Genomic DNA, 25376 nt, shown 5'->3' with positions numbered 1-25376 from the left:
ATTATTTACTAGCTATATTTGTGTTATGCATATTAATTAAATCAGTAACAGAAACTTCAATAGTGTTGATTAATGGATCGGGGTAAAAACCAAAAAATAAGATTGGTGCAGCTAAACAAGATAAGATAAAATATTCAGATCTATTTAAATCTAAAATTTTTTTAAGATCTTCATTAAGTAATTTTCCAAATACTACTCTTTTATAGAGCCACAACATGTATGCAGCTCCTAAAATTACTCCTATACTTGCTATAACAGCTACTAAAAAATTATCCTTGAAAGCTCCCATTAATATTAAAAACTCACCAATAAAACCACTGGTTCCAGGTAAACCAAGCGATGCTAAAGCAAATAACATGAACAGTATTGAATATTTTGGAATTACAGAAACTAGTCCACCATATGTACTTATCAATCTAGAATGCATTCTGTCATAAACTACGCCAACAGTTAAAAATAATGCTGCCGAAACTAAGCCATGGCTTATCATTTGAATTATACTTCCTTCAATTCCTTGTTGTTGCAAAGTGAATATACCTAAAGTTACAAAGCCCATATGCGCTACTGAAGAATAAGCAATTAACTTTTTCATATCCTCCTGCATTAAAGCTATTAGTGAAGTAAATATGATTGCTATAACACTCAAAGTGTAAATTAATGGTGTAAATACCTCTGATGCAACCGGGAAAAGACCTAGAGAAAATCTTATAAAACCATATCCAGCCATCTTTAATAAAATTGCGGCTAATAATACAGATCCTGCTGTAGGAGCCTCAACGTGTGCATCAGGTAACCATGTATGAACTGGCCACATAGGTGTTTTAACTGCAAATGAACTAAAAAATGCTAACCACAATAGGTTTTGATATTTAACATCAATACCAATTTCATATAGTTGAACTACGTCAGTTGTTCCTGTAATCCAATAAATTGAAATTATTGCAACTAACATCAAAACAGAACCTAACAATGTGTATAAAAAGAATTTGAATGCAGAATAAACCCTTCTTGCACCTCCCCAAATACCAATAATTAAAAACATTGGTATTAATCCAGCTTCAAAAAATAAATAGAATACAACTAAATCAAGTGCACAGAAAACACCAATCATGAAACTTTCCATGATTAGAATTGCAATTAAAAAATCTCTCAATCTATTTTTAACAGAATTATTTACAGATATTATACAAAGGGGAGTTATGAATGTTGTTAATATTATAAATAAAATTGAAATACCATCAACTCCAACTTTATAATTAATAAATCCTTCAATCCATGTTCTATCTTCTACAAATTGAAAAGTAGACGTTGATTGGTCAAAAGAAATCCAAAGATAAATCGAAATTAAAAAATTAACTACAGTTGTAAACAAAGCTACGTATTTAGCAGTTAAATTATTTCCCTCTTTATTTTTAGTAAAAAATAAAAATAAAGCTCCAATTGTTGGTAACAATATTAAAGATGAAAGAATAGGAAAATTCATTATTTAACTATTAAAAAGGTTAGTAATGCGGAAAAACCTAACAACATCACAAATGCATATTGATAGATAAAACCACTTTGAAATTTAGTTGCTTTAATTGAACATTTTTTTATAAAAGAGGAAATTCCATCAGGACCAAAACCATCAATTATAGTTCCATCACAAAATTTCCATAAAAATAGACCTAGTTTTTTTGAAGATTTAATAAACATAACATCATACAACTCATCAAAGTACCATTTGTTCACTAAAAAATTATACAAAGGTTTGTTTATAGAAACTATTGACTTAGGTAACTCTTTGTTTTTTACAAATAAGTAATAAGCAATAGGTATAGATAGCAAAACTAAACAAGGTGTTAAAAGCAAAAACCATAAAGGTGGATGTTCAGTGCTTAAAGGCTCCAAAAACTTTATAGACTCTGCCCAGAATAAATTATCACCGTAACCAATAAAAAGTCCTTTAAATAGAAAACCCGCAAATACAGCACCTAATGAAAGAACAAATAATGGAATAAGCATTACTAAAGGAGACTCGTGTGTTTCCTCTATCTTGATCAATTTATTGTTATACTCTCCATGAAAAGTTTTAAAAATTAATCTCCATGAATAAATAGATGTTAGAAATGCTGTAATTATTCCAATCCCAGCTGCATAATAACCAGTAGTATTTCCTTTTAAATAAGCAAATTCTATAATTGCATCTTTAGAATAAAATCCTGATAAAAATGGAAAACCTGTTAAAGCAAGTGTTCCTATTATCATTAAAGCATAAGTATATGGTAACTTTTTCCATACACCTCCCATGTTATTTATATTTTGCTCATCTTTAAATGCATGGATTACTGAACCAGAACCTAAAAATAATAAGGCTTTGAAAAATGCGTGAGTAAATAAGTGAAACATGGCAACATTGTATGCGCCTACTCCAGCTGCAAAAAACATATAACCAAGTTGACTACATGTAGAATAAGCAATTATTTTTTTAATATCTGTTTGAACTAAAGCCACTGTTGCTGCAAAGAATGCGGTTGTCATTCCAACAATGGTTATAAAATTTAGTATTAACGGTGAATATTCATAAATTGGAGAACATCTTACTACCAGGAAAACTCCAGCTGTAACCATCGTTGCTGCATGAATTAATGCAGAAACTGGAGTTGGACCTTCCATCGCATCGGGTAGCCAAGTATGTAGCAATATCTGTGCGGATTTACCCATTGCTCCAATAAATAAAAGTAAACAAATTAAATCTATTGCTTTAACTTCAAAACCTAAAAATGATAAATTTTTATCTACAACTGTTGGAATTTGTTGAAAAACCTCTGAGTAATTAACAGTTCCAAATAAATAAAATATTAAGAAAATTCCTAAAGCAAAACCAAAATCACCTACTCTGTTTACAACAAATGCTTTTATTGCAGCAGCATTTGCGCTTTCCTTTTTGAACCAAAAACCAATTAAGAAGTAAGAACATAGACCAACTCCTTCCCAGCCAAAAAATAATTGTATGAAATTATCTGAAGTCACAAGCATCAACATCGCAAAAGTGAACAATGATAAATATGCCATAAATCTTGGTTTATGAGGATCATGAGACATGTAACCAATTGAATAAATGTGTACTAAGGCAGATACGGATGTTACAACTACTAACATCACTGCTGATAAAGGATCAATTAACATCGACCAATTTACATCAAGTGAACCTGAGCTTATCCAGGTAGCTATAACAATATTTTCCTCGTATTGATTTACAATTACTTGATAAAGAACATGAATTGATAAAAGTGCAGAAATTGAAACTAGAGCACTTGTTATTATTTCAGAATTTCTATCACCGATATATCTTCCAAAAAAACCAGAGATTATTGAAGCAATAAGTGGAAGAAATATAATTGATAGTTCCATAATTATCCTTTTAACTTATCTATTTCTTCAACCCTTATTGTTCCAGAATTTCTAAAATACACGACTATAATTGCTAATCCTATGGCTGCTTCAGCTGCTGCAACAGTAAGAATGAATAGAGTAAAAACTTGTCCTGCCAAATCTCCTAAATAAATGGAAAAAGCAACCAAGTTGATATTTACAGCTAGTAATATCAATTCAATACTCATTAAAATGACAATGATGTTCTTTCTATTAAGAAATATACCAATTACTCCAATTGAAAAAATAACAGCTCCTAAAGTTAAATAATGTCCTAAGCCTATCTCAATCATCTATTTTAACTCCCTTATTGCTCTGCACTTCTAACACCTCAACACCTTCTGCTCTTTCTCTAGATATTTGTTTGATATAACTTTGTTTTTTAACTCCAGATCTTTGTCTAAAAGTCAATACAATGGCTCCAATCATAGCTACTAGTAGGATCATTCCACTTATTTGAAACACATGAATATAATCAGTGTATAAAATTTGGCCCAATGAATGAGTGTTACTTACACTTGTATTAGCAAGTGAATTATTAATATCAAAAATTTCTGGTTTATATTTCCAGCCACCTATCACAATTACAATTTCAAAGAAAATTAATGTACTTATAATTAAACCAACTGGAATATGTTTAGAGGTTGCTTGACCTGCAAACCATTGATTTTTTTGTTGGGCTACGTTTAACATCATAACAACAAACAAAAATAAAACTGCTACAGCACCAACATAAACAATTAGCATTATCATCCCCAAAAATTCAGCACCAATCATTATGAAAAGACATGAGATACTTATAAAATCAAGAATTAAGAAAAATACTGAGTGAACAGTATTTTTAGAAGCGGTTACCATTATAGCTGAAACAACAGCAATTATGGAAAATGTATAAAAGAAAATAGCGTGTGCAATCATTTTTATCTATGGATATTGTCAGCTTTAATATTAGCCTCCAAAACATTCTCCCATCTATCACCATTATCTAATAACTTTTCTTTTGTATAATAAAGTTCTTCACGTGTTTCTGTTGAAAATTCAAAATTTGGACCTTGTACTATTGCATCTACAGGACAAGATTCTTCACACAAACCACAATAAATACATTTCATCATATCAATATCGTAACGTGTAGTTTTTCTACTTCCGTCTTCTCTTTCTGCTGACTCGATAGTTATTGCTTGTGCAGGACATACTGCTTCACATAATTTACATGCTATACATCTCTCTTCTCCATTTGGATATCTTCGTAAAGCATGCTCACCTCTAAAACGAGGACTAATTTTACCTTTTTCAAATGGGTAATTAATTGTTTTTTTTGATTTAAATAATTCTTTTATAGCAATCAACAAACCTCCAATGAAGTCTGTCATCAATATAGTTTTAATAAATCTTGAAATCTTCATTATTAATTCACAGGTAAAAGGTTAAAATAAAACAAATAGCTAGCTGTTAACACTACCCAAATTAAAGAAAGAGGAAGAAATACTTTCCATCCAAGTCTCATTAGTTGATCATATCTGTATCTTGGTACTATCGCCTTAACTAAGGCAAAAAGGATGAATAAAAGAAGAATCTTTAAAATTAACCAAATTGCTCCTGGCACTAATGTAAATGGATAAACATCAATTGGTGACATCCAGCCACCTAAAAATAATATTGCTCCCATTGCACACATTAATAAAATATTTGCATACTCACCTAACCAAAACATTGCATACATCATTCCTGAATACTCTGTTTGATATCCAGCAACCAACTCTGCTTCTGCCTCTGGTAAATCAAAAGGTGGTCTGTTAGTCTCAGCTAAAGCAGAAATAAAGAAAATTACAAACATTGGAAATAATGGAATTACAAACCACATATTTTGTTGAGCGATAACGATGTCGTTTAAGTTTAATGAACCGACACAAAGTAAAACATTTATTATTATTACCCCAATTGAAACCTCATAAGAAACCATTTGCGCAGCAGAACGAATTGCTCCAAGAAAAGGATATTTGGAGTTTGATGCCCACCCACCCATGATTATTCCATAAACACCTAGTGAAGAAACGGCAAATAAATAAAGAATTCCAACATTAATATCAGCTAAAACCTGAGTTGCACTGAATGGGATTACAGCCCATGCGATTAAAGCTAAAGTCATCGTGACTATTGGAGCCAATATAAAAATTACTTTGTTTGAGCTAGATGGAATAATGATTTCTTTAAATATATATTTTAAAGCATCAGCTAAAGATTGTAACAAACCGAACGGACCAACAACATTAGGTCCTTGTCTTTTTTGAACAAAAGCCCAAACCCTTCTATCAAGCCAAACAATCATTGCTACAGAAACAAGAACAGGAACTAATAAGAATAAAATCTTATAAACTTCTTGAAAAACTATGCTCATGTATTCCATATTAACCTTCCGTACCTGTTGATTTTAAATTTAATTTAGAGTTATTACATTCAACCATAGTTTTTGATGATCTAGCAATTACATTTGAAAAATAATAATCTTTTACTTTGATTGTTAAAGTTTCATTTTGAAACTCATTAGTAGAGCTATTAATATCATTTACTTGTTTTTCCTTTTGTAAATTTAAATAATTAAACATGCTGCTTTCTAATTCATCTTTATCATTAAATAATTTTCTATTATTCATAAATTCAGCAAGTTCGTTAATTATTTTCCAATCTTCTTTTGCTTCGCCCGGTGGATATGATGCCTTGTAGGCTTTTTGAATTTTTCCCTCTAGATTTGTAAAGTATCCATCCTGTTCAGTATAGGCAGCGCCTGGTAAAATAATATCAGCAGACTCAGCACCTTTATCACCATGGCTACCTTGATATATTATAAATTCGTTTTTTTTATCAAATTCTAAATTGTCTTGACCTACAAGATAAACAATATCAAATTTATGTTCTTTTAAATCGCTAATTAAATTATTTTCATTATTAATTATTCCAAGATCAATATTTCCTACAGTTGCTGCATCTGTTGATAAAATATTTAAAGAGTTCCATTCATCTGAAATTTTATTATTTTTTAATAAAAATTCTTTTGTTTTATTAAATAAAAATTCTGAAGAATTTAATCTAAGTAAAGACTCGCCAATAATGATTATTGGTTTTTTTGAATCTATAATTTCTTTAGATATATCATGATTTCCTTCAAGAATATTATTTAAAGTCTGAGTTTGACCATCTAAACTTTGATAAGGATAAGTTAAATCACCAACATCATTAAGCGAAATTATTTTTGTGTTGTTGTTCAAGTAAGCTTTTCTAATTCTAGCATTTAAAATAGTAGCTTCATATCTTGGGTTTGAACCTACTATCAGAATTAAATCTGCTTCTTCAATGCCATTTATAGAAGAATTGAATAAATAGTTTTCTCTTTTTGAAGTATTTATAAATCTGTTATCAGATCTTGACTCATAATTTTTATTATCAATTGTTCGATCAAAAAATTCTTTAAAAATATAACTAGTCTCCATATTGGTTAAATCGCCAACAAAACCACATATTTTTTCTTTAGATGTGTTTTCAAATTTAGATTTAATTATTTTATACACTTCATCCCATGAGGCCTTTTCAAACTTACCGTTGTATTTAATAAATGGGGTATCTAATCTTTGATGTAAAAGACCATCACAAGCATATCTTGTTTTGTCTGAGATCCATTCCTCATTAATATCTTCATTTATAATTGGAAGTACTCTTTTGACTTCCCAATCATATGTATCTACTCTTACATTTGAACCTATTGCATCCATTACATCAATTGTTTCAGTTTTCTTTAGTTCCCATGGTCTAGCTTCAAATACATAAGGTTTTGATGTTAGGGCTCCTACTGGACATAAATCTACAACGTTAGCAGACAATTCAGATTGCATTGATTGCTCTAGATAAGTTGTAATTTGCATATCTTCACCTCTTCCAATAGCACCAAGCTCTGGAACTCCAGCAACTTCTGTTGCAAATCTCACACATCTAGTACAGTGAATACATCTGGTCATTTGAGTTTTAATCAATGGTCCCATATTTTTTTCAGGGACTGCTCTTTTGTTTTCTTTAAATCTTGATTTGTCTACTCCGTAGTACATTGATTGATCTTGAAGATCACATTCACCACCTTGATCACATACTGGACAATCTAAGGGATGGTTAGCTAATAAAAATTCCATCACTCCCTTACGAGCTTTTTCTACTAAAGCAGTATTTGTTTTAATATTCATACCCTCTGCAGCTGGCATAGCACATGAAGCAATTGGTTTAGGAGATTTTTCCATTTCAACTAAACACATTCTACAATTACCTGCTATCGATAATTTTTCATGGTAACAAAATCTTGGAATTTCCACTCCAGCTTTTTCACAAGCTTGCAGGACAGTCAAACCTTCTTCAACTTCAACTTCGATTTCATTTACTTTTAATTTAAGCATTTTTTTTATCTAATAAATGTTGATCAACTAAATAAGGAATATTGTTTTTCTTTTGAACAATAGGATCCAAATTATTTCTTTTCTCAATTTCTTTTTTAAAATGTCTGAGCAATCCCTGAACTGGCCATGATGAACCCTCTCCAAAAGCACAAATAGTATGTCCTGCAATTTGATTTGTAACATCACCTAACATATCTACTTCATCCTTCGTTGCATCACCTTTTGCCATCCTCTCAAGCATTCTCCACATCCAACCAGAACCTTCTCTACAAGGTGTACATTGACCACAACTCTCATGTTTGTAAAATCTTGCAATCCTTGCCATACATTTAATTATGTCCTGATCTTTGTTAATAACCACAATACCTGCTGTACCAAGTCCACTTTTTTCTTCAACACAGGCATCAAAATCCATTTTTAAAGTTTCACATCTTTCTTTAGGTATTAATGGCATTGAAGAACCTCCAGGTATTACAGCCTGTAAATTTTCCCATCCACCAATTACACCGCCGGCATGAACTTCTATTAATTCTTTTAAAGGAATGCTCATCTCTTCTTCAACATTACAAGGACTGTTTACATTTCCAGAAATACAAAAAATTTTAGTTCCAGTATTTTTTTCTCTTCCTAAAGAAGCAAACCATTTGGCTCCTCTTCTTAAAATAGTTGGAACCACTGCAATTGTTTCAACATTATTAATTATTGTAGGACATCCATATAGGCCTATCAAAGCTGGGAAAGGTGGTTTTAATCTAGGTTGGCCTTTTTTACCTTCTAAACTTTCAAGCAGTGCGGTTTCTTCACCACAAATATATGCACCAGCTCCATAATGAATATAAATATCTAAATCCCATCCTGTACCAGCTGCATTTTTACCTAATAATTTTTTTTCATAAGCTTCATCTATCGCTGCTTGAAGTTTTTGACCATCAACAAAATATTCTCCTCTTATGTAAATATAACATACATGTGCCTGTACTGCATAAGATGCAATTAAACAACCTTCTATTAACTTGTGAGGTTCAAATCTTAAAATGTCTCTATCTTTACAAGTTCCTGGCTCAGACTCATCTCCATTTATAACTAGGTAATGTGGTCTAGATCCAACTTCTTTGGGTGCAAATGACCATTTTAAACCAGTAGGAAATCCTGCTCCACCTCGACCTCTTAATTGAGATTCTTTAATTTCATTTATTATCCAATCTCTTCCTTTGTCAGTAATTTCTTTTGTATTTACCCAATCGCCTCTTTCTTGTGATGAAGATACATCTGAGCCTTTGTCATTATATAAATTTTGAAAAATTCTATCTTGATCTTTAAGCATTTTTTAAATCCATTAAGGTTTTCCTGTTATTTTCTGGTTCATTATTTACTCTTCCTCTATACGAGCCAGGTTTTATAGTTTCTCTATTTAAAATTTTATCTAAAATATCTAAAGTTTTTTGTTTGTCTAAATCTTCATAATAGTCATCATTAATTTGCATCATTGGTGCATTGACACATGCACCTAAACATTCAACTTCCATCCATGAGCAGCTTTTATCATTAGATAATTCACATTCATTTTTAGAAATTTTTTCCTTACAGGCCTCAACTAATTGATTTGCACCTCTTATCATACAAGGTGTTGTTGTGCACACTTGAACAAAATACTTACCCACAGGAGCTAAATTATACATTGAGTAAAAAGTAGCCACCTCATAAACTTTAATATAAGGCATATCTAAAAACTTAGCGATGTACTTCATTGCAGATAATGGTATCCAATTATTATTTTGTTTTTGAGCTATATAAAGTAAAGACATAACAGCACTTTGCTGTTTACCTTTAGGATATTTTGCAACAATAACATTTGCAGCTTCCAATGATGAAGCATTGAATTCAAAACTTTCTGGCTGATCTTTTGCAGGTCTTCTTAAACTCATCTGTCTACCTCTCCAAAAACAATATCCAAAGAACCTAATACCGCAGGAACATCGGCTAACATATGACCTTTAATTAGATAATCCATTGATTGCAAATGTGAAAACCCTGGTGCCCTTATTTTACATTTGTAAGGTTTACTTGATCCGTCAGATATTAAGTAAACACCAAATTCTCCTTTTGGCGCCTCAACAGCTGTATAAATTTCATCTTTTGGAACTCTGTATCCCTCTGTAAAAAGTTTAAAATGATGTATTAAAGCTTCCATTGATTGTTTGATTTCTGCCTTAGGTGGAGGGCTAATCTTACCATCTAATGATTTAATTGGACCTTTTTCCATTTTAGCTAGACATTGTTTGATAATTGAAACGCTTTCTTTCATTTCTTCAATTCTGCATAAATATCTGTCGTAACAATCTCCGTTTTTTCCAACTGGAATTTTAAAGTCTAAACTTTCATAGCAGTCATAAGGTTGAGATTTTCTTAAATCCCATGGAACACCTGAGCCTCTAATCATAACTCCTGAAAAAGAATAATTTAGTGCGTCTTCTTTTGTCACTACACCAATATCAACATTTCTTTGTTTAAAAATTCTATTATCAGTTAGTAAACTTTCTAAATCATTAATTATTTTCGGAAACGTTTCACAAAATTTTGCAATATCTTCCTCTAAACCTTTTGGCAAATCTTGATGAACACCTCCTGCTCTAAAATAATTTGCATGAAGTCTTGATCCTGATGCTCTCTCATAAAATGTCATTAACGTTTCTCTTTCTTCAAAGCCCCAAAGAGAAGGTGTTAGTGCACCAACATCTAGAGCTTGAGTTGTAACATTTAAAATATGACTTAAGATTCTTCCAATTTCGCAAAATATTACTCTTATGTATTGAGCTCTAATTGGGACATCTATTTTAAGTATTTTTTCAACAGCTAGTGCGAAAGCATGCTCTTGGTTCATTGGTGCTACATAATCTAAACGATCAAAATAAGGAACTGCCTGCATATAGGTTTTGTTTTCTATAAGTTTTTCTGTTCCTCTATGAAGTAAACCAATATGTGGATCTGCCTTCTCAACCACCTCCCCATCAAGCTCAAGAATTAATCTAAGCACACCATGGGCTGCAGGATGCTGTGGTCCAAAATTTAAATTTAAATTTTTAATTTTTTTTGTCATTACTCTCAATTTCTTCTTTAATGTATTTTGTTCCTTCCCAAGGACTTTCGTAATCGAAATTTCTATAATTTTGCTCAAGCTTGACTGGTTCACTAATTACTTTTTTTTGATCTTCGCTATATCTGACTTCTGAGTGACCCGTTAATGGAAAATCTTTTCTTAATGGGTGACCTTCAAATCCATAATCAGTTAGTATTCTTCTTAAATCTGGATGATTCTTAAAAGATACGCCATACATATCAAATACTTCTCTCTCCATCCAGTTTGCTGATGGAAAAATACTAGTTAATGATGGAATAACTTCGTTTTCAGCAATTAAATATTTTACAATTAATCTTTGATTAAATTCATGACTTAAAAAAAGGTATATTACTTCAAATCTTTGATTTTGTTCAGGATAATCAACAACTGTTATATCTATTAGTTGCCTAAATTTAGTATCTTGATTAGTTTTTAAAAATATAGCAACATCAATAAAGTCTTCTTTATCTGTTTCAATATATATTTGATTATGTTTTATTTCTGTATTGTTAATTTTGGTAGTTAACTCAGAATTAATTTTTTTTTCTAAATCTTCTAAATTTTTCATAACTATCTAATAAAAGATCCTTTTTTCCTAATTTTTTTTTGTAATTGAAGTATTCCATACAGCAGCGCCTCTGCTGATGGAGGACATCCTGGTACGTAAACATCTACAGGAACAATTCGATCACAACCTCTTACAACTGAATATGAATAATGGTAATAACCACCTCCATTTGCGCAACTACCCATTGAAATCACATATCTTGGTTCAGGCATCTGGTCATAAACTTTTCTTAAAGCAGGCGCCATTTTATTTGTCAAAGTTCCTGCAACTATCATTACATCTGATTGTCTTGGGGAACCTCGTGGAGCAGCTCCAAATCTTTCTAAATCATATCTTGGCATAGCTGTTTGCATCATTTCAACAGCACAACAAGCTAAACCAAAGGTCATCCAATGAAGTGATCCTGATCTTGACCAGTTAATTAAATTATCAAGAGAGGTTGTTATAAAACCATTCTTACTAAAATCCTCTGCAAGTTGTTTAAATTCCTCAGGAACTTGATCTATTTTATTATTCATTGTGATTTATAATTTTTATTCCCAGTCTAAAGCGCCTTTTTTCCATTCATAAATAAAACCTATTGTAAGTATGAACAAAAAAATCATCATTGATGAAAAACCTAATAATCCAATATTTCCAAGAGATATTGCCCATGGAAATAAAAATGCTATCTCTAAATCAAAAATAATAAATAGAATTGCTACTAAATAAAATCTCACATCAAATTCCATTCTTGAATCCTCGAAAGGTTCAAAACCGCACTCATAAGCTGAAAGTTTTTCAGGATCAGGTTTTTTTGGTGAAAGAATAAAGTTTACAACCACAAAAGCACAACTTAACCCGAGAGCTAATACTAAAAATATTATTATTGGTAAGTAATCTTTTAAAAAATCAGATAACATGGAAGTCTATATATCAGTTTTTATCTGTTGTTGAAGGGCTGATACGTCACATTTTTATTAATATTAACATTAAAAAATGCGAAAAAGTGGCGGGAGTGAAGGGACTCGAACCCTCGACCTATCGCGTGACAGGCGATCGCTCTAACCAACTGAGCTACACCCCCACTTTGTTGTTTTGGTGGGCAGTAAAGGACTCGAACCTTTGACCCCCTCGGTGTAAACGAGATGCTCTACCAACTGAGCTAACCGCCCAAAACAAGGCTACTTATTACATCAACACTTAAATAATGTAAATTAATTATTATTGAATACTAGCTTGAGATTTGTCGTCTTTTTTAGATATATCGACCTCAACCCACTCTGTTGGTTTAAGTTCTTTTGTAAGTGCTATTTTTATAACCTGATCAGCATATTCGACTGGTGTAATTTTTATATCGTCTATAATTTTTTTAGGCATATCCACTAGATCTTTTTCATTCTCTTTAGGAATTAAAACTTCTTTTATTCCAGCTCTGTGTGCTGCTAATAATTTTTCTTTCAAACCACCAATTGGTAATACTTGGCCTGTTAAAGTTACTTCACCAGTCATAGCAACATCTCTTCTTACAGGTATGTTGGTAATTGATGAGACGATAGATGTTACCATTCCTATACCAGCGGATGGACCATCCTTTGGTGTTGCTCCTTCAGGAACGTGAATATGGAAATCTTTTTTTTCAAATATCGGTGGTATGATACCATATTCTAAACATTTTGATCTTACAAAAGATTTTGCTGCTTTAACCGACTCTTGCATAACATCACCCAGTTTACCAGTGATTTGCATTCTTCCTTTTCCTGGCATTGTAACAGTCTCAATTTTTAAAATTTCTCCACCATACTCAGTCCAAGCAAGTCCTGTTACTATACCTACTCTATTTTCAGCTTCTAATTCTCCAAACTTAAATTTAGGAACACCTAAAAAATCAGATAAATTCTTATTATTTATTTCAACCTCTTTTTCTTCACCTGCAACAATTTTTTTAACAACTTTTCTTGCAAGTTTAGAAATTTCTCTTTCAAGATTTCTTACACCTGACTCTTTTGTATATCCTCTAATAACTTCTTTAATAATGTGATCATCTAGCTTCATTTCTTTTTCTTTAACGCCGTTATCTTTAATTTGTTTTGGTAATAAATATTTATTAGCAATACTAATTTTTTCGTCTTCTGTGTAACCTGCTAATCTAATTACTTCCATTCTATCCAACAAAGGAGGTAAAATGTTTAAGGTATTAGCAGTCGTTACAAACATCACATCAGATAAATCATAATCAACTTCTAGATAATGGTCATTAAATGTTGTGTTCTGTTCAGGGTCTAATGCTTCTAACAAAGCTGAAGATGGATCGCCTCTATAATCATTTCCAATTTTATCTATTTCATCTAACAAAATTAATGGATTTTTGGTCCCTGCTTTTTTCATCATCTGTATAATTTTACCTGGTAGAGATCCAATATATGTTCTTCTATGTCCTCTTATTTCTGCCTCGTCCCTCATACCACCAACAGACATTCTTACAAATTCTCTATTTGTTGCTTTTGCTATTGATTTTCCTAAAGATGTTTTTCCAACTCCTGGAGGACCCACCAGACATAAAATTGGACCTTTGATTTTTTCCATTCTTTTTTGAACTGCTAAAAATTCAATAATTCTCTCTTTTACTTTTTCCAATCCAAAGTGATCTTTATCAAGAATATTTAGAGCTTTGGTTAAATCTATATCAACTTCACTTTTTTTATACCAAGGAAGTTCGGTCATCCAGTCTAAATAATTTCTTACAACAGTAGCCTCTGCAGACATTGGACTCATATTTTTTAATTTTTTTAATTCTTGAAGACACTTTTTTTCAACCTCTTTCGGCATTTTAGCCTTAGTAATTGCTTTATTTAAACTAGTTGTTTCATCCTTGCCGTCTTCAATCTCTCCAAGTTCTTTTTGAATAGCTTTTAATTGCTCATTTAGATAATACTCTCTTTGAGTTTTTTCCATTTGAGTTTTAACTCTACCTCTTATCCTTTTTTCAACACCAATAATACTCGTCTCATTTTCCATTATTTTAATAATGGCATTTAATCTTTTCTTTACATCGACAGTTTCAAAAATTTGTTGTTTTTCTGAAATCGTAGCAGTTATATGAGATGCAATATTGTCAGCAATCTGAGAAGGATCTTTTAATTGCTTAATTGTATTAATTGTTTCACTAGAAATTTTTTTATTTATTGAGGTTAATTTTTCTAATCTTCTTAAAGCGGTAGCGGCTAAAGGAAACAAATCTTCATCTTTTGGCAAAATATCTTGATAATGGGCATAATCACAAGTTATGAATTTTTCATTATCGTTAAAATCTAAAATTTTTACTCTTTTAATTCCCTCTACTAAAACTTTAACAGTTCCATCAGGTAACTTTAATAATTGTAAAATACTTCCTTCACAACCGTACATAAAAATATCGGTTTTCTTAGGATCATCAATTTCTGAATTTTTTTGGGTAACAAGAATGATTTTTTTATCTTTTTTCATCACTTCGTTAAGAGCTGAAATAGATTTATCTCTTCCTACAAACAAAGGAATTACCATGCTAGGAAAAACTACGATATCTCTTAGTGGTAACAACGGTAGTGAAATTTTAATGTCCATAGGTTTAATATGGATATTATATTTTATAATGCAATAGGTTTTTGCTATTTATTAAGGATATTAAGCCGCTGTAGTCTTGTTTGACTTAGATTTATTGTCACCTTTTGCATGAACTAAGATTGGTTGTGACTGTCCCTTTGCTGCACCCGCATCAACAATAACCTCTTCGATATTATCTTGGCTCGGAAGATCATACATTGTTTTCAGCAAAATATTTTCTAGAATTGATCTCAAGCCTCTTGCTCCAGTTTTTTTGCTAATAGCTTTTTGCGCTATTTCTTTTAGTGCATTTTCTTTGAACGTTAGTTTAGCGCCATCTAATTTAAATAACTCTTGATATTGTTTTGTTAAAGAGTTTTTTGGTTCTTGTAATATCTTTATTAAGGACTTTTCATCTAAATCTTCAAGTGTTGCTATCATTGGAAGTCTTCCAATAAATTCTGGAATCAATCCAAATTTTAATAAATCTTCTGGCTCTAAACCTTTCATCCATTCACCAGTTTTTTTATCTTGAGTATTTTTTACATCTGCACCAAAACCAATTGAAGTTCCCTTGTCTCTTTGAGAAATAATTTTATCTAGACCTGCAAAAGCACCACCACAAATAAACAAAATATTTGTAGTATCTACTTGTAAAAATTCTTGTTGAGGATGTTTTCTACCTCCTTGAGGCGGAACACTTGCAACTGTACCTTCCATTATTTTAAGAAGTGCTTGTTGAACACCTTCACCAGAAACATCTCTTGTAATCGATGGGTTTTCTGATTTTCTGCTTATTTTATCAACCTCATCAATATAAACTATTCCTCTTTGAGCTTTTTCAACATTATAGTCAGATGCTTGTAATAATTTTAAAATAATATTTTCAACATCCTCTCCAACATAACCTGCTTCTGTTAGAGTGGTTGCGTCTGCCATTGTAAATGGAACGTCTAGAATTCTAGCAAGAGTTTGAGCAAGCAATGTTTTTCCACAACCTGTGGGACCCACTAAAAGTATATTTGATTTCGATAGCTCAACATTTTTACTTGTTTTGCTCTCATAATTTAATCTTTTGTAGTGATTATGAACTGCAACCGATAAGACTTTTTTTGCGTGAGCTTGACCAATTACATAATCATCTAATACTGAACAAATTTCCTTCGGAGAAGGAAGGCCATCTTGATGTTTTACAAAAGTATCTTTGCTCTCCTCTTTTATAATGTCCATACATAGCTCAACACATTCATCGCAGATGAAAACAGTTGGACCAGCAATCAACTTTCTTACTTCATGTTGGCTCTTGCCACAGAAAGAACAGTAAAGAATATTTTTATTATTTGTTGTCATTTTATTTTTTTATAACGAATCAATTTAATTACTTTATTATAGAAGACTCACACTAATCAAGTTTCGATTAATGATGACTCAATATATTGTGTATTAAGATCTTTTTTCTACTACTTCGTCAACAAGACCAAAAGATTGTGCGACATCTGCTGTCATGAAATTATCTCTTTCAAGAGCAGACTTTATTTCTTCAACGCTTTTTCCAGTATGTTTTGAATAAATTTCATTAAGTCTTTTCTTTAAAGACAAAACTTCATTAGCATGAATTTCAATATCAGTTGCCTGACCTTGAAAACCTGCGGATGGTTGGTGAACCATAATTCTTGAATTTGGTAATGAAAATCTTTTTCCTTTAGTTCCTGCAGCAAGCAAAAAAGAACCCATAGAAGCTGCTTGACCAATACATAAAGTAGAAATATCTGGTTTTACATATTGCATTGTATCATAAATACCAAGCCCTGCCGTTACCAGACCTCCTGGGCTATTAATATATAAATAAATTTCTTTTTTTGGATCTTCGGCTTCTAAAAACAATAATTGAGCTGTAACCAAGGAAGCAACGTTGTCATTGATTTGACCTGTTAAAAAAATAATTCTTTCTTTTAATAGTCTCGAATAAATATCGTAAGCTCTTTCACCTTTGCTTGATTGTTCAACAACCATTGGTACAAGATTGTTCATATGTTCTGATAATTTTGTTGTCATAAGTTGATTCGTTCTACTTATACAACTTGAGATTACTTTTTGCTAACTTTTTTTGTCTTTTTCGCTGCTGGCTTTGATTTTGCCTTTTTAGTTGAAGGTTTTTTTTCTTTCTCAGATGTTGTGCCTGTTTTTTTCTTAGTTACTTTTTTTTCTTCTCCAGGGCTATGGTCATGATCATGATCGTGCTTATGGGCTTCTTTTAAAATCTTTTCAGCTTCATCTTTTAAAATTTCTTTCTTATTTGCTTTACCTTTTTCTTTAATTAAATTTAAAATTTTTTCTTCATATACGGTTCCTCTTAAACTTGCTAATGCAGATGGGTTTTTTTGGTAAAAATCCATAACCATTTTTTCTTGTCCCGGCATCATTCTTAGTTGTTTTTGCACTTCAGCCTGAACCTCTTGTTCTGTTACTTTAATTTGATTTTTTTCACCAAACTCGTTTAAAATTAAACCAGTTTTAATTCTTGTTTTAGCTTTTTCTTCAAAGTTTTTTTTATTTTTCTTTACTTCTTCTTCTGACATACCTTGAGATAAAATTTTAACCTCTTCTTCAACTAAATTTTCTGGAACTTCGTCTATTTTAATTTTTTCTATTTCTTTTAAAATTTGATTTTTAGATAACTGATTTAGAGAATTTTTATACTCATCATTAATTTGTTTTGAAATTAATATCTTTAAATCTTTTAAATCTTTTGCTCCTAAATTTTTTGCAAAATCATCATCAATTTTTACTTCCTCTGATTGTTTAACGCTTAAAATTTTACAATTAAATTTAGCTTTTTTATTTACTAATTCTTTTTCAGGAAAATTTTCTGGCAAAGTTGCTTCTACAATTTTTTCATCATCTTTTTTAACTCCAATCAATTGATCGTCGAAACCTTTTAAAAATAAATCTTTACCTAAAGTAAGCTGAGTGTTCTTTCCTTCGCTTCCTTTAAAGTCCTTGCCATCAACTGTTGCTTTATAATCCAAAGAAACTAAATCACCTTTTTTAGCTTTTGTATCAGGGCTTACTTCCTTAAAATTTGGTTGGTTTTTTGCTATTTCTTTTATTCTTTTATCAGTTTCACTCTCATCAATTTTAACAGTGTATTCGTCAAATTTAATATTTTCTAAAGATTTAATTTCTACTTTTGGTAACTCCGTGACTGATAAAACATACTCAAGATCTTTATCTTCACCGTATGTCTTTAAGTCAAGCTTTGGTTGACCAGCTGGTTTAATTTTTTTTTCTTCAAGTGCTTTTGTAGATGTTTCTTTTAAAACTTTATCTAAAACTTCTCCAAAAACTGCTTTACCAAATTGTCTCTTTAAAATTTCTTTTGGAACTTTGCCTGGTCTAAATCCTTTAAGATTTACACTACCTTTTATCTCCTCATATTTTTCATCCATATAAGAGTTCATTGTCTCTTTATCGATAAAAATTTTAAGGTCTTTATTTAATCCCTTTTTATTTTCTACTGTAACTTTCATAATATCTTAATGGTAGGGCGAAAAGGACTCGAACCTTCACATGTTGCCATATTGGTTCCTAAGACCAACGCGTCTACCAATTCCGCCATCGCCCCACAAATTACGAGGTTTTATATATTATTGAAACTATTTGTCCAATGACAATTGTTAAAAAATTATCTATTTATCTAATAATATTTATACTAATTTATAAAAAATGATTATTTCACCTTGCATAAGCATTTGTAAAACTGATCCATCAACAGGCTACTGTTATGGTTGTGGAAGAAGTAATGAGGAAAAACGACTTTGGAAGCTTGAAGAAACAACTGATGATTGGAAAAAAAAAAATATAATTGAAATTGAAAAAAGGCTTACTGGTTGGCAGCTTGAGAGTTTTAAAGAATCTTACTCCTATAAAATCAAGAATGGTATGTCTCTATTCAAGAAAAACTTAATCAAAGAGTAATATTAAATATGAGTAAAGTTAAAATTGTAAGTATTGTCTATGCTATAGGGATTATTATAGGTGCTTTATTCTTTGATGTTTGGGGAGCAGATACCACTCCTTTAAAAACATTATCTGTATTTGCTTGGACTGTAATATTTATTATAGCTTTATATTTTGTAGATAAGAATGAGAGAAAATAAGTTTTTAATATTTTTTTTATCATTTTTTTTTATTTCCTTTAGTTCTCACTCAGAAATAATTGTATTGAGCAAATGTGATCATAAAGAGGACGGTTTTTTAAAAAATGAATACATTCTAAATCTTAATGAATATATTATGACACGTAATTACGTTTATAATGAAAAAACTTATCAAAAATATAAGGTCACCGATTTAAGCGTTAAAAAGAAAAACTCCTATGTGAGAAATATTTATGAAGAAGATGGAAAAATACTTACATTAAAACATGGGTATCCTCAGTTTTATACTCAAATTTTATTTGAAAAAGATAAACCAGAAATATTTGTTAAGGCTGTTTTGAATGATGTCGAAAGTTTATCTAAAATCTCTAATTGTAAAAAAATAGAGAAATTTGATCAAGAAAGTTAGTTTTTATTTTTTTTTTCTTCTTTGTTTTTGATAATAAATTTTTTCTTAAGTTCAAATCTGCTATTTGTAATATTTGAACGATGCTTTGCGTATGCTTGCTTTTGCGCTTGTCTCATAGCTCTTTTAGATGACATAATAATTTAATTTAATATCCAATTTCTAAAGTATCAATAACTTTTAAGCTCTTATCTGATATAACAATCTCTCCAGACGCGGGTGCGTAATTTAAAATTTCAGAAATCACCACATAGTGAGTAACAAAAACTAAGTTTTGTTCTTTATCCCAAGTGCTTATAAATTTATCGAAATCAATAATCTGCTTTTTTCTATTATTAGCAAATTTTGCACTAAAAAAAGAATTTAGAAAATTTTTAGTTTCATATTCATTAAAGGCAATAGATGCTGTTTCTTTACATCGACACCATTCACTAGAATAAACCATTCCAATTGAAATTTTATTTTTCTTAAAAAAATTACCAATTTTTTGTGATTGAACTCTACCACTATCACTTAAATTTCTTTGAGTTGTACAATCGTTAATATCGAAATTATCTGGATCGCCACCACCAGGGGCATAAGCATGTCTTATGAAAATTAATTTTCCACCCTTTTGCAATTCATCTATTAAAATTTTTTTTGAATCTGCTTTAACTGAGGGATTAATGCATATAAATATTATAGCTAAATAATTTAAAATTTTCATTTATGAATATTAAAATAGATAGTTTAAATAAAACAATTCTTAAATGTAAAAAATGTCCAAGGCTTGTTAATTTTGTAAAAAAAATTTCAACAGAAAAAAGAAAACAAAATATAAATGAAATTTACTGGGGAAAACCAGTTACAGGTTTTGGCGAAATTGATGCAAAAATTTTAATAATTGGATTAGCTCCAGCAGCCCATGGTGGCACACGAACAGGAAGAGCTTTCACAGGAGATAAATCTGGAGACTTTTTATTTAAATGTTTATTTAAAGCCAAAATTTCGAACCAACCAAATTCAGAAAATCTAAATGATGGTCTTAAATTAAAATCAACATACATAACAAATATTTTAAAATGTGTTCCTCCAGGAGACAAACCTAAAATAGAAGAGCTTAATAATTGTTCAAAATACTTTGATAGCGAGATTTATAATTTAAAAAAATTAAAAACGATTATTGCATTAGGAAAAGTGGCATTTGATAATTGTATTAAATTTTATAAAAAAAAATACAATTTAAAAGAAAAGATAAAATTTATTCACGGAAAATCCTATTTACTACCAGGAAATATTAAATTAATTGCCTGTTATCACCCTAGCCCAAGAAATGTAAATACTAAACTTATATCTGAAAGAATGATTGTAGACTTATTTAAAAAAGTTAGAAAAATATCTATTAACTAGAAGTATAGGGTTGAAAGTCTGATAAGATTTTTTTTGGAATTTTAACTGGCTTAAATTTTTCATTTATGAATACTAGATGAATTTTAGCTTCTACGATCAATTCCTCATCTTTAAATATTGATTGATTCATTAAAAAAGAAGTTTTTGAAGTAGAGTCTACAAAAGATTTAATTTGTAAATCATCCTCTAAATATGCAGATTTTTTATATTCAATATTGCACGATTTAACAATTATAAGAGCACCAAAATCATTTTTTATTTTTGTATTGCTTAATCCAATAGTTGATAAAGCTTCAGTTCTGGCTCTTTCTAAATATTTTAAATAGTTAGCATAGTACACGACTCCACCAGCGTCTGTGTCCTCATAATACACTTTAACATTATGAGTAAAGTTTTTATGCATAAATTAATAATATCAAATTAATAAAAATTTAATAGAAACTAAGATACAATATCTAAGATGAAAATTTATATAATTTGGTTAATCGGAGTAATTATATGGAACTTTGGATTTCCAAATGCAATTCCAATTGCTGATGTTATCGCAGCTATTTTATTATCGTTTTTAAGTATTGGATTAAAAAAGTATATAAAATGATAATTAATCTGCTGAAAAATAAATGTTCTGAAAATAAGAAATTGATTTCATTTTAGAATTATCAGTATCAGCCATTATAGCCAGACCATCTAGTTCATTCACATCTAGATCATGAAATTTTTTAAAATCCTCTTGAACATTAGCTTTCACTGTTACCCATTCATTTAAGTTGTCTTTAGTAGTTGCTAATACATTGTCTATTGATTTTTTTGTATATGGACTTGGTCTATTTTCACCAACTGCACTATTACTTGAAAAAACATAATTAATTGCTCTATTTGATAAAGGTGTAGCTCCAGTTTTTTTAATCGCAAAAACACGGGCGGCATAATCATGACCTTTTTTCGTATTCTCTTTAATTCCACGAAGGTCTTTCTCAATTTTCCATGTAATATTGATAAAAGGTGTTTTATTTAGGTCAATTTTGATCTCTTTTCCTAGGCCTGAAGCAGCATTATCTGCTACGGCTTTTAAATAATTACCATTTTCATTTGATCCAACAGTATAAGAAGTCTTGTTATCTGCTCCTCTTACTTTACGGATCTCAAGTGCTGATAATTCTTTTTCAGTAAATTCAAAAACTTTTATAGTTTCTGCATTTGTGGAGCTAAGAAAGATTAATGATGTAATAAAAATATAAAAAATTTTTAACATGTTCTTCTTATAGATAGATTATTTGTAAATTCAATATTCAGTCACAATTTCAACATTCTAAATTCAAATTTGATTGTTAAGTGGGATAAATGAAAATAATTTCTGTGTTTGTGCTTCTTATATATTGGTCAATAATGATCACAGCACCAATTATGGGTAAAAATTCTATTAAAAATCAAAATAATGATCGACAAATAGTTTCAAATTTTTGAGACTAATATGTGGATCTACCACCACTGATATCAAATACCGCAGCTGTAGAAAAAGTATTTTCTTGTGAAGAAAGCCAGCAAACTAGTGAGGTAAACTCATGTATTTCAAGAAATCTTCCTCTTGGCACCTTTGAAAGCATTCTTTGTACATGCTCTTTACTCATTTGATCTAAAATTCTAGTTTTAGCACCTGCTGGGGTGACAGCGTTTACAGCTATATCTTTGTCAGCTAGTTCTTTACCCAAAGCTTTTGTTAACCCAATTGCACCAGCTTTTCCTGAGCTATACGCGCTTGCATTTGCATTACCATCTTTGCCTGCAACGGAAGCAACATTAACAATTCTTCCATAGTTGTTTTTAATCATATTTGGTACAATTGCTCGACAGCAGTTAAAAGTGCCCATTAAATTTATCTGTACTATTTTATACCACATATCGACATCATACTCCCACAAAGGACCAGTAGGACCTGTTATCCCGGCATTATTGATTAAAATATCTATATTTGATTTTGAGGTTATGTCTGCAACGTTTTTCTCTACATCTTGATAATTTGATATATCAACGACACTATAAAATAAGTTAGGGTTTTTTACTTCATCAACTGCTGATTTAAGAAGCTTTTCATCGATATCCCATATAAATACTTTAGCACCAGACTCTAAAAATCTTTTTGCAACATCTAAACCAAACCCTTGGGCTCCACCAGTAACTACAGCTGTTCTATTTTTAAAATCAAATGTGTGCATTAAAATTATTTTTTTGCCAACAAGTAATATGTTATCCAAGCAACAAATGCACCTATTATCCAAGCATAAGATTGTAAAAACATTAAATTAGTATTCCAAATTGTTGACGCTGAAAAAACAAATCCTAAAATTAAAGAATAAACGCCTTTTATATGCCAACCACCTGAATAATAATAAGTACTATCTTTGTCTATAGAATATAGGTCTTTATTACTTAACTCTTGATTTTTAATTAAATAATAATCAGCTGCCATCACCCCAAATAAAGGACCAAAGAAAGCACCAAAAGTATCAACAAATGATAAAATTCCTATTTGGCTCAATATAGTCAACCAGAAGATTGCGATCAACAAACCAAAAAAAGCAATTAAATAACTAGCGCTTTTTAAACTTAATATTGAAGGAGCAAAATTTATTAGAGAGTATTGAGATGGAATGAAATTGGCAACTAGATTAGTAGAGGCTGAAGCAATTATAATAAAAAATAGAACGACTATTGTTATTTGTATATTATCAAATTTTCCTACTATATCTGTTGGATTGGTAAAAATTCTATCTATATCTGAAAATTTTTGATTAAGAAAAACATCGGACCCTATAACAATGAAAACAGATAAAAATGAAAAAATAATTAAATTCAAAATTAAACTTAAGTTTCCTTTTTTTAATTCTTGCTCATTTTTTACATATCTAGAAAAATCACCAAAACTAATTATCAAAATTGAAAAATAGGCAAATATTGTTCCAGCAACAGTCAATAAAGGTGCTAAATTATTAACATCTAAAAAATTATTTAAATTAAAAATATTTGAAAAAGCTTCAGTAGTTATTTTCACATCACTTAATAAAACAACAAAGAAAAAAATTAACAAACCAGCATAGACTGTCATTGCTGAAAAATTAATTATTTTCTTGTTGTACTGCATCCCAACAGTAAAAAACAAAGTCTGTAGAATAATTGTGATTATTATTGCAGACCAATCAATAATATTCATACCAAAATAATAAAAAATAAATATTTCCTGCTGCAATAAAGAACTGTCTATAGAAAAAATTACAATTCTAATTAAGTAAACTAAAATTTTAGACAAAAAATAAGTTTGAATTCCAAATAAAAATATTCCAACTAAACTTCTGATTAACCCAAAAAATTTAGCGCCATTAAATCCTAGTGAGGATCTAAGCAATACTGCAAATGGTAAACCGAATTTTTGGGAAGGTTTTCCAATAATATTTGAAAATAAATAAACGAAAAAAGATCCTAATATTATTCCAAAAAAAACTACAAATATATTTAAACTATACATTAAGTATAAAGAGGATATTAATGAGAATCCAATTACACTCTGTACATTTGCTCCCCAAAAACAAAATAGATCTTTCCAATTCCAAGTTTTATAATTTGGATTAACTGTGACTAAGTCCCAATTAGATAGAGAGTATTTTACTTTAGGTTGATTCACTTAATTTATTTTAAACTAATAAATTCTACTGTCCATATAAGAGAGTTGGTAGCCATAAGGCAATTTTAGGAAATATGATTATTAAAATTAAGCCTATAACTTGTAGAACCATAAATTGCATCATTCCATAATAAATATCTTTTAAATCCCATTCAGGAACTACGCCTTTTAAGAAATATGCAGACAAAGCTACAGGTGGAGATAGCCAGGCGGTCTGGAGATTGACAGCAACCAATATTGCGAACCAAGTTAAATTAAAGCCTAAAGCCTCAATTAACGGTAAAAGAATTGGGACAATAATCATAACAATTGGTACCCATTCTAATGGCCAACCTAATAAAAATATTGCAACCATAACAATTCCTAGGATTAAATATTTATTCATTTCTAATCCTAACAAAAATTCAGTTAACAATGTTGGAGTACCAAGTCTTGCAAATACAGCACCAAAAAAATTTGATGCAGCAACTAAAACCATTATTAAAGCAGTAATCTCTAAAGTTTTAACAAGTGCTTCTTGGAGTTTAGATAGAGTTAATTTTTTATATGCTAATGAAAGTAATAATGCACCCATTGCACCACAACCTGCTGCTTCTGTAGGTGTTGCAAAACCAAACAATATACTTCCTAATGCAGCAAAGACTAGAG

At 30.3% G+C, this 25376-nt stretch carries 30 protein-coding genes and 3 tRNA genes; 6 read left to right on the top strand and 27 right to left on the bottom strand.

The features are described from left to right. Position 1: 1 nt before the first annotated feature. From AMN83_RS02420 to AMN83_RS02325, 20 genes are all read right to left on the bottom strand, one after another. Entirely contained in the window at positions 2–1483 is a 1482-nt protein-coding gene (locus tag AMN83_RS02420) for an NADH-quinone oxidoreductase subunit M (RefSeq protein WP_075504116.1), read from the bottom strand. Beyond that, entirely contained in the window at positions 1483–3393 is a 1911-nt protein-coding gene (gene nuoL, locus AMN83_RS02415) for an NADH-quinone oxidoreductase subunit L (RefSeq protein ID WP_075504115.1), read from the bottom strand. Before nuoL ends, AMN83_RS02420 begins: the two co-directional genes overlap by 1 nt. Before the next feature lie 2 nt (positions 3394–3395). Beyond that, complete coding sequence (gene nuoK / locus AMN83_RS02410) at positions 3396–3707, bottom strand: NADH-quinone oxidoreductase subunit NuoK (protein ID WP_075504114.1); 312 nt, start codon at positions 3705–3707, stop codon at positions 3396–3398. Continuing rightward, positions 3700–4332 (bottom strand): NADH-quinone oxidoreductase subunit J, encoded by a 633-nt coding sequence (locus AMN83_RS02405; protein ID WP_075504113.1) that lies wholly within the window; start codon positions 4330–4332, stop codon positions 3700–3702. The genes nuoK and AMN83_RS02405 overlap by 8 nt, the downstream gene beginning before the upstream one ends. A gap of 2 nt (positions 4333–4334) precedes the next feature. Then, on the bottom strand, positions 4335–4820 hold the full coding sequence (gene nuoI / locus AMN83_RS02400) for an NADH-quinone oxidoreductase subunit NuoI (RefSeq protein WP_075504112.1): 486 nt from the start codon (positions 4818–4820) through the stop codon (positions 4335–4337). Between the two features lie 2 nt (positions 4821–4822). Continuing rightward, on the bottom strand, positions 4823–5821 hold the full coding sequence (nuoH, locus tag AMN83_RS02395) for an NADH-quinone oxidoreductase subunit NuoH (RefSeq protein ID WP_075504110.1): 999 nt from the start codon (positions 5819–5821) through the stop codon (positions 4823–4825). 1 nt (position 5822) lies between these two features. Continuing rightward, complete coding sequence (gene nuoG, locus AMN83_RS02390) at positions 5823–7850, bottom strand: NADH-quinone oxidoreductase subunit NuoG (protein ID WP_075504108.1); 2028 nt, start codon at positions 7848–7850, stop codon at positions 5823–5825. After that, positions 7843–9174, bottom strand: coding sequence for an NADH-quinone oxidoreductase subunit NuoF (nuoF, locus tag AMN83_RS02385; RefSeq protein WP_075504106.1), 1332 nt, complete (start codon positions 9172–9174; stop codon positions 7843–7845). Before nuoF ends, nuoG begins: the two co-directional genes overlap by 8 nt. Then, positions 9167–9775, bottom strand: coding sequence for an NADH-quinone oxidoreductase subunit NuoE (gene nuoE, locus AMN83_RS02380; RefSeq protein ID WP_075504104.1), 609 nt, complete (start codon positions 9773–9775; stop codon positions 9167–9169). Before nuoE ends, nuoF begins: the two co-directional genes overlap by 8 nt. Continuing rightward, positions 9772–10947: an NADH-quinone oxidoreductase subunit D gene (locus AMN83_RS02375; protein WP_102133163.1), complete on the bottom strand. Its 1176-nt coding sequence runs from the start codon at positions 10945–10947 to the stop codon at positions 9772–9774. The genes nuoE and AMN83_RS02375 overlap by 4 nt, the downstream gene beginning before the upstream one ends. After that, the gene (locus tag AMN83_RS02370) at positions 10931–11536 is read right to left on the bottom strand and encodes an NADH-quinone oxidoreductase subunit C (protein WP_075504100.1); all 606 of its coding nucleotides are present in this window, start codon (positions 11534–11536) and stop codon (positions 10931–10933) included. Before AMN83_RS02370 ends, AMN83_RS02375 begins: the two co-directional genes overlap by 17 nt. Before the next feature lie 2 nt (positions 11537–11538). Further along, complete coding sequence (locus AMN83_RS02365; RefSeq protein ID WP_023853927.1) at positions 11539–12054, bottom strand: NuoB/complex I 20 kDa subunit family protein; 516 nt, start codon at positions 12052–12054, stop codon at positions 11539–11541. A 15-nt stretch (positions 12055–12069) separates the two neighbouring features. After that, the gene (locus tag AMN83_RS02360; protein ID WP_023853928.1) at positions 12070–12438 is read right to left on the bottom strand and encodes an NADH-quinone oxidoreductase subunit A; all 369 of its coding nucleotides are present in this window, start codon (positions 12436–12438) and stop codon (positions 12070–12072) included. A gap of 87 nt (positions 12439–12525) precedes the next feature. Next, a tRNA-Asp gene (locus AMN83_RS02355) sits at positions 12526–12602 on the bottom strand. 12 nt (positions 12603–12614) lie between these two features. Next, a tRNA-Val gene (locus AMN83_RS02350) sits at positions 12615–12690 on the bottom strand. Between the two features lie 49 nt (positions 12691–12739). Then, the gene (gene lon, locus AMN83_RS02345) at positions 12740–15118 is read right to left on the bottom strand and encodes an endopeptidase La (RefSeq protein WP_075504098.1); all 2379 of its coding nucleotides are present in this window, start codon (positions 15116–15118) and stop codon (positions 12740–12742) included. Positions 15119–15178: 60 nt separating this feature from the next. Continuing rightward, the gene (gene clpX / locus AMN83_RS02340; protein ID WP_075504097.1) at positions 15179–16447 is read right to left on the bottom strand and encodes an ATP-dependent Clp protease ATP-binding subunit ClpX; all 1269 of its coding nucleotides are present in this window, start codon (positions 16445–16447) and stop codon (positions 15179–15181) included. Between the two features lie 93 nt (positions 16448–16540). Further along, positions 16541–17152 (bottom strand): ATP-dependent Clp endopeptidase proteolytic subunit ClpP, encoded by a 612-nt coding sequence (gene clpP, locus AMN83_RS02335; RefSeq protein ID WP_075504095.1) that lies wholly within the window; start codon positions 17150–17152, stop codon positions 16541–16543. Between the two features lie 32 nt (positions 17153–17184). Further along, a complete protein-coding gene (tig, locus tag AMN83_RS02330; protein WP_075504093.1) occupies positions 17185–18627 on the bottom strand; it encodes a trigger factor in 1443 nt (480 codons plus the stop codon). Between the two features lie 10 nt (positions 18628–18637). Continuing rightward, positions 18638–18722 (bottom strand) — tRNA-Leu (locus tag AMN83_RS02325). 101 nt (positions 18723–18823) lie between these two features. Between AMN83_RS02325 and AMN83_RS02320 the strand changes: the two genes are divergently transcribed. Genes AMN83_RS02320 through AMN83_RS02315 form a run of 3 tightly spaced genes read left to right on the top strand, consistent with a single transcriptional unit; the run spans position 18824 to position 19666 of the window. Next, a complete protein-coding gene (locus AMN83_RS02320) occupies positions 18824–19075 on the top strand; it encodes a DUF1289 domain-containing protein (RefSeq protein WP_075504091.1) in 252 nt (83 codons plus the stop codon). 8 nt (positions 19076–19083) lie between these two features. Continuing rightward, positions 19084–19257: a hypothetical protein gene (locus AMN83_RS05205; RefSeq protein ID WP_179850407.1), complete on the top strand. Its 174-nt coding sequence runs from the start codon at positions 19084–19086 to the stop codon at positions 19255–19257. Further along, positions 19244–19666 (top strand): hypothetical protein, encoded by a 423-nt coding sequence (locus AMN83_RS02315; protein ID WP_075504089.1) that lies wholly within the window; start codon positions 19244–19246, stop codon positions 19664–19666. The genes AMN83_RS05205 and AMN83_RS02315 overlap by 14 nt, the downstream gene beginning before the upstream one ends. Here the strand turns inward: AMN83_RS02315 and AMN83_RS05200 are convergent. Then, a complete protein-coding gene (locus AMN83_RS05200) occupies positions 19663–19800 on the bottom strand; it encodes a hypothetical protein (protein WP_179850406.1) in 138 nt (45 codons plus the stop codon). The genes AMN83_RS02315 and AMN83_RS05200 overlap by 4 nt on opposite strands. An 11-nt stretch (positions 19801–19811) precedes the next feature. Next, positions 19812–20369 (bottom strand): histidine phosphatase family protein, encoded by a 558-nt coding sequence (locus tag AMN83_RS02310; protein WP_075504088.1) that lies wholly within the window; start codon positions 20367–20369, stop codon positions 19812–19814. A 2-nt stretch (positions 20370–20371) separates the two neighbouring features. Between AMN83_RS02310 and AMN83_RS02305 the strand changes: the two genes are divergently transcribed. Next, positions 20372–21052, top strand: coding sequence for a uracil-DNA glycosylase (locus AMN83_RS02305; RefSeq protein WP_075504086.1), 681 nt, complete (start codon positions 20372–20374; stop codon positions 21050–21052). On the opposite strand, the gene AMN83_RS02300 is transcribed toward AMN83_RS02305, so the two are convergent. Further along, positions 21045–21455 carry a YbgC/FadM family acyl-CoA thioesterase gene (locus AMN83_RS02300; protein ID WP_075504084.1) on the bottom strand — a complete coding sequence of 137 codons (411 nt, stop codon included), beginning with the start codon at positions 21453–21455 and terminating at the stop codon, positions 21045–21047. The genes AMN83_RS02305 and AMN83_RS02300 overlap by 8 nt on opposite strands. Positions 21456–21512: 57 nt before the next feature. Here AMN83_RS02300 and AMN83_RS05195 point away from each other — a divergent pair, with 57 nt between their 5' ends. Continuing rightward, positions 21513–21650: a hypothetical protein gene (locus AMN83_RS05195; protein WP_179850405.1), complete on the top strand. Its 138-nt coding sequence runs from the start codon at positions 21513–21515 to the stop codon at positions 21648–21650. 3 nt (positions 21651–21653) lie between these two features. Here AMN83_RS05195 and AMN83_RS02295 read toward each other — a convergent pair whose 3' ends face one another. After that, on the bottom strand, positions 21654–22304 hold the full coding sequence (locus tag AMN83_RS02295) for a DUF3047 domain-containing protein (RefSeq protein ID WP_075504083.1): 651 nt from the start codon (positions 22302–22304) through the stop codon (positions 21654–21656). A gap of 89 nt (positions 22305–22393) precedes the next feature. Here AMN83_RS02295 and AMN83_RS05235 point away from each other — a divergent pair, with 89 nt between their 5' ends. Continuing rightward, positions 22394–22516, top strand: coding sequence for a hypothetical protein (locus AMN83_RS05235; protein WP_256998056.1), 123 nt, complete (start codon positions 22394–22396; stop codon positions 22514–22516). 2 nt (positions 22517–22518) lie between these two features. Here AMN83_RS05235 and AMN83_RS02290 read toward each other — a convergent pair whose 3' ends face one another. The 3 genes from AMN83_RS02290 to AMN83_RS02280 form a co-directional block, all read right to left on the bottom strand. Beyond that, the gene (locus AMN83_RS02290; RefSeq protein WP_075504175.1) at positions 22519–23265 is read right to left on the bottom strand and encodes an SDR family NAD(P)-dependent oxidoreductase; all 747 of its coding nucleotides are present in this window, start codon (positions 23263–23265) and stop codon (positions 22519–22521) included. A gap of 5 nt (positions 23266–23270) precedes the next feature. After that, entirely contained in the window at positions 23271–24728 is a 1458-nt protein-coding gene (locus AMN83_RS02285) for a cytosine permease (protein WP_075504081.1), read from the bottom strand. 25 nt (positions 24729–24753) lie between these two features. Then, on the bottom strand, positions 24754–25376 hold a 623-nt coding region (locus tag AMN83_RS02280), incomplete at its 5' end, for a TRAP transporter large permease subunit (RefSeq protein ID WP_143323633.1).

This window comes from Candidatus Pelagibacter communis, assembly GCF_001180025.1.
Classification (GTDB): Bacteria; Pseudomonadota; Alphaproteobacteria; order Pelagibacterales; family Pelagibacteraceae; genus Pelagibacter; species Pelagibacter ubique_A.
Note: the sequence above shows the minus strand (reverse complement) of the source record. Positions and strands in the feature narration are given on the sequence as shown.

What these genes read in the sequence shown, in the direction of transcription:
- AMN83_RS02420 (WP_075504116.1), bottom strand. Translation starts at nt 1,483, where the DNA reads ATGAATTTTCCTATTCTTTCATCTTTAATATTGTTACCAACAATTGGA.
- nuoL (WP_075504115.1), bottom strand. Translation starts at nt 3,393, where the DNA reads ATGGAACTATCAATTATATTTCTTCCACTTATTGCTTCAATAATCTCT.
- nuoK (WP_075504114.1), bottom strand. Translation starts at nt 3,707, where the DNA reads ATGATTGAGATAGGCTTAGGACATTATTTAACTTTAGGAGCTGTTATT.
- AMN83_RS02405 (WP_075504113.1), bottom strand. Translation starts at nt 4,332, where the DNA reads ATGATTGCACACGCTATTTTCTTTTATACATTTTCCATAATTGCTGTT.
- nuoI (WP_075504112.1), bottom strand. Translation starts at nt 4,820, where the DNA reads ATGAAGATTTCAAGATTTATTAAAACTATATTGATGACAGACTTCATT.
- nuoH (WP_075504110.1), bottom strand. Translation starts at nt 5,821, where the DNA reads ATGGAATACATGAGCATAGTTTTTCAAGAAGTTTATAAGATTTTATTC.
- nuoG (WP_075504108.1), bottom strand. Translation starts at nt 7,850, where the DNA reads ATGCTTAAATTAAAAGTAAATGAAATCGAAGTTGAAGTTGAAGAAGGT.
- nuoF (WP_075504106.1), bottom strand. Translation starts at nt 9,174, where the DNA reads ATGCTTAAAGATCAAGATAGAATTTTTCAAAATTTATATAATGACAAA.
- nuoE (WP_075504104.1), bottom strand. Translation starts at nt 9,775, where the DNA reads ATGAGTTTAAGAAGACCTGCAAAAGATCAGCCAGAAAGTTTTGAATTC.
- AMN83_RS02375 (WP_102133163.1), bottom strand. Translation starts at nt 10,947, where the DNA reads ATGACAAAAAAAATTAAAAATTTAAATTTAAATTTTGGACCACAGCAT.
- AMN83_RS02370 (WP_075504100.1), bottom strand. Translation starts at nt 11,536, where the DNA reads ATGAAAAATTTAGAAGATTTAGAAAAAAAAATTAATTCTGAGTTAACT.
- AMN83_RS02365 (WP_023853927.1), bottom strand. Translation starts at nt 12,054, where the DNA reads ATGAATAATAAAATAGATCAAGTTCCTGAGGAATTTAAACAACTTGCA.
- AMN83_RS02360 (WP_023853928.1), bottom strand. Translation starts at nt 12,438, where the DNA reads ATGTTATCTGATTTTTTAAAAGATTACTTACCAATAATAATATTTTTA.
- lon (WP_075504098.1), bottom strand. Translation starts at nt 15,118, where the DNA reads ATGGACATTAAAATTTCACTACCGTTGTTACCACTAAGAGATATCGTA.
- clpX (WP_075504097.1), bottom strand. Translation starts at nt 16,447, where the DNA reads ATGACAACAAATAATAAAAATATTCTTTACTGTTCTTTCTGTGGCAAG.
- clpP (WP_075504095.1), bottom strand. Translation starts at nt 17,152, where the DNA reads ATGACAACAAAATTATCAGAACATATGAACAATCTTGTACCAATGGTT.
- tig (WP_075504093.1), bottom strand. Translation starts at nt 18,627, where the DNA reads ATGAAAGTTACAGTAGAAAATAAAAAGGGATTAAATAAAGACCTTAAA.
- AMN83_RS02320 (WP_075504091.1), top strand. Translation starts at nt 18,824, where the DNA reads ATGATTATTTCACCTTGCATAAGCATTTGTAAAACTGATCCATCAACA.
- AMN83_RS05205 (WP_179850407.1), top strand. Translation starts at nt 19,084, where the DNA reads ATGAGTAAAGTTAAAATTGTAAGTATTGTCTATGCTATAGGGATTATT.
- AMN83_RS02315 (WP_075504089.1), top strand. Translation starts at nt 19,244, where the DNA reads ATGAGAGAAAATAAGTTTTTAATATTTTTTTTATCATTTTTTTTTATT.
- AMN83_RS05200 (WP_179850406.1), bottom strand. Translation starts at nt 19,800, where the DNA reads ATGTCATCTAAAAGAGCTATGAGACAAGCGCAAAAGCAAGCATACGCA.
- AMN83_RS02310 (WP_075504088.1), bottom strand. Translation starts at nt 20,369, where the DNA reads ATGAAAATTTTAAATTATTTAGCTATAATATTTATATGCATTAATCCC.
- AMN83_RS02305 (WP_075504086.1), top strand. Translation starts at nt 20,372, where the DNA reads ATGAATATTAAAATAGATAGTTTAAATAAAACAATTCTTAAATGTAAA.
- AMN83_RS02300 (WP_075504084.1), bottom strand. Translation starts at nt 21,455, where the DNA reads ATGCATAAAAACTTTACTCATAATGTTAAAGTGTATTATGAGGACACA.
- AMN83_RS05195 (WP_179850405.1), top strand. Translation starts at nt 21,513, where the DNA reads ATGAAAATTTATATAATTTGGTTAATCGGAGTAATTATATGGAACTTT.
- AMN83_RS02295 (WP_075504083.1), bottom strand. Translation starts at nt 22,304, where the DNA reads ATGTTAAAAATTTTTTATATTTTTATTACATCATTAATCTTTCTTAGC.
- AMN83_RS05235 (WP_256998056.1), top strand. Translation starts at nt 22,394, where the DNA reads ATGAAAATAATTTCTGTGTTTGTGCTTCTTATATATTGGTCAATAATG.
- AMN83_RS02290 (WP_075504175.1), bottom strand. Translation starts at nt 23,265, where the DNA reads ATGCACACATTTGATTTTAAAAATAGAACAGCTGTAGTTACTGGTGGA.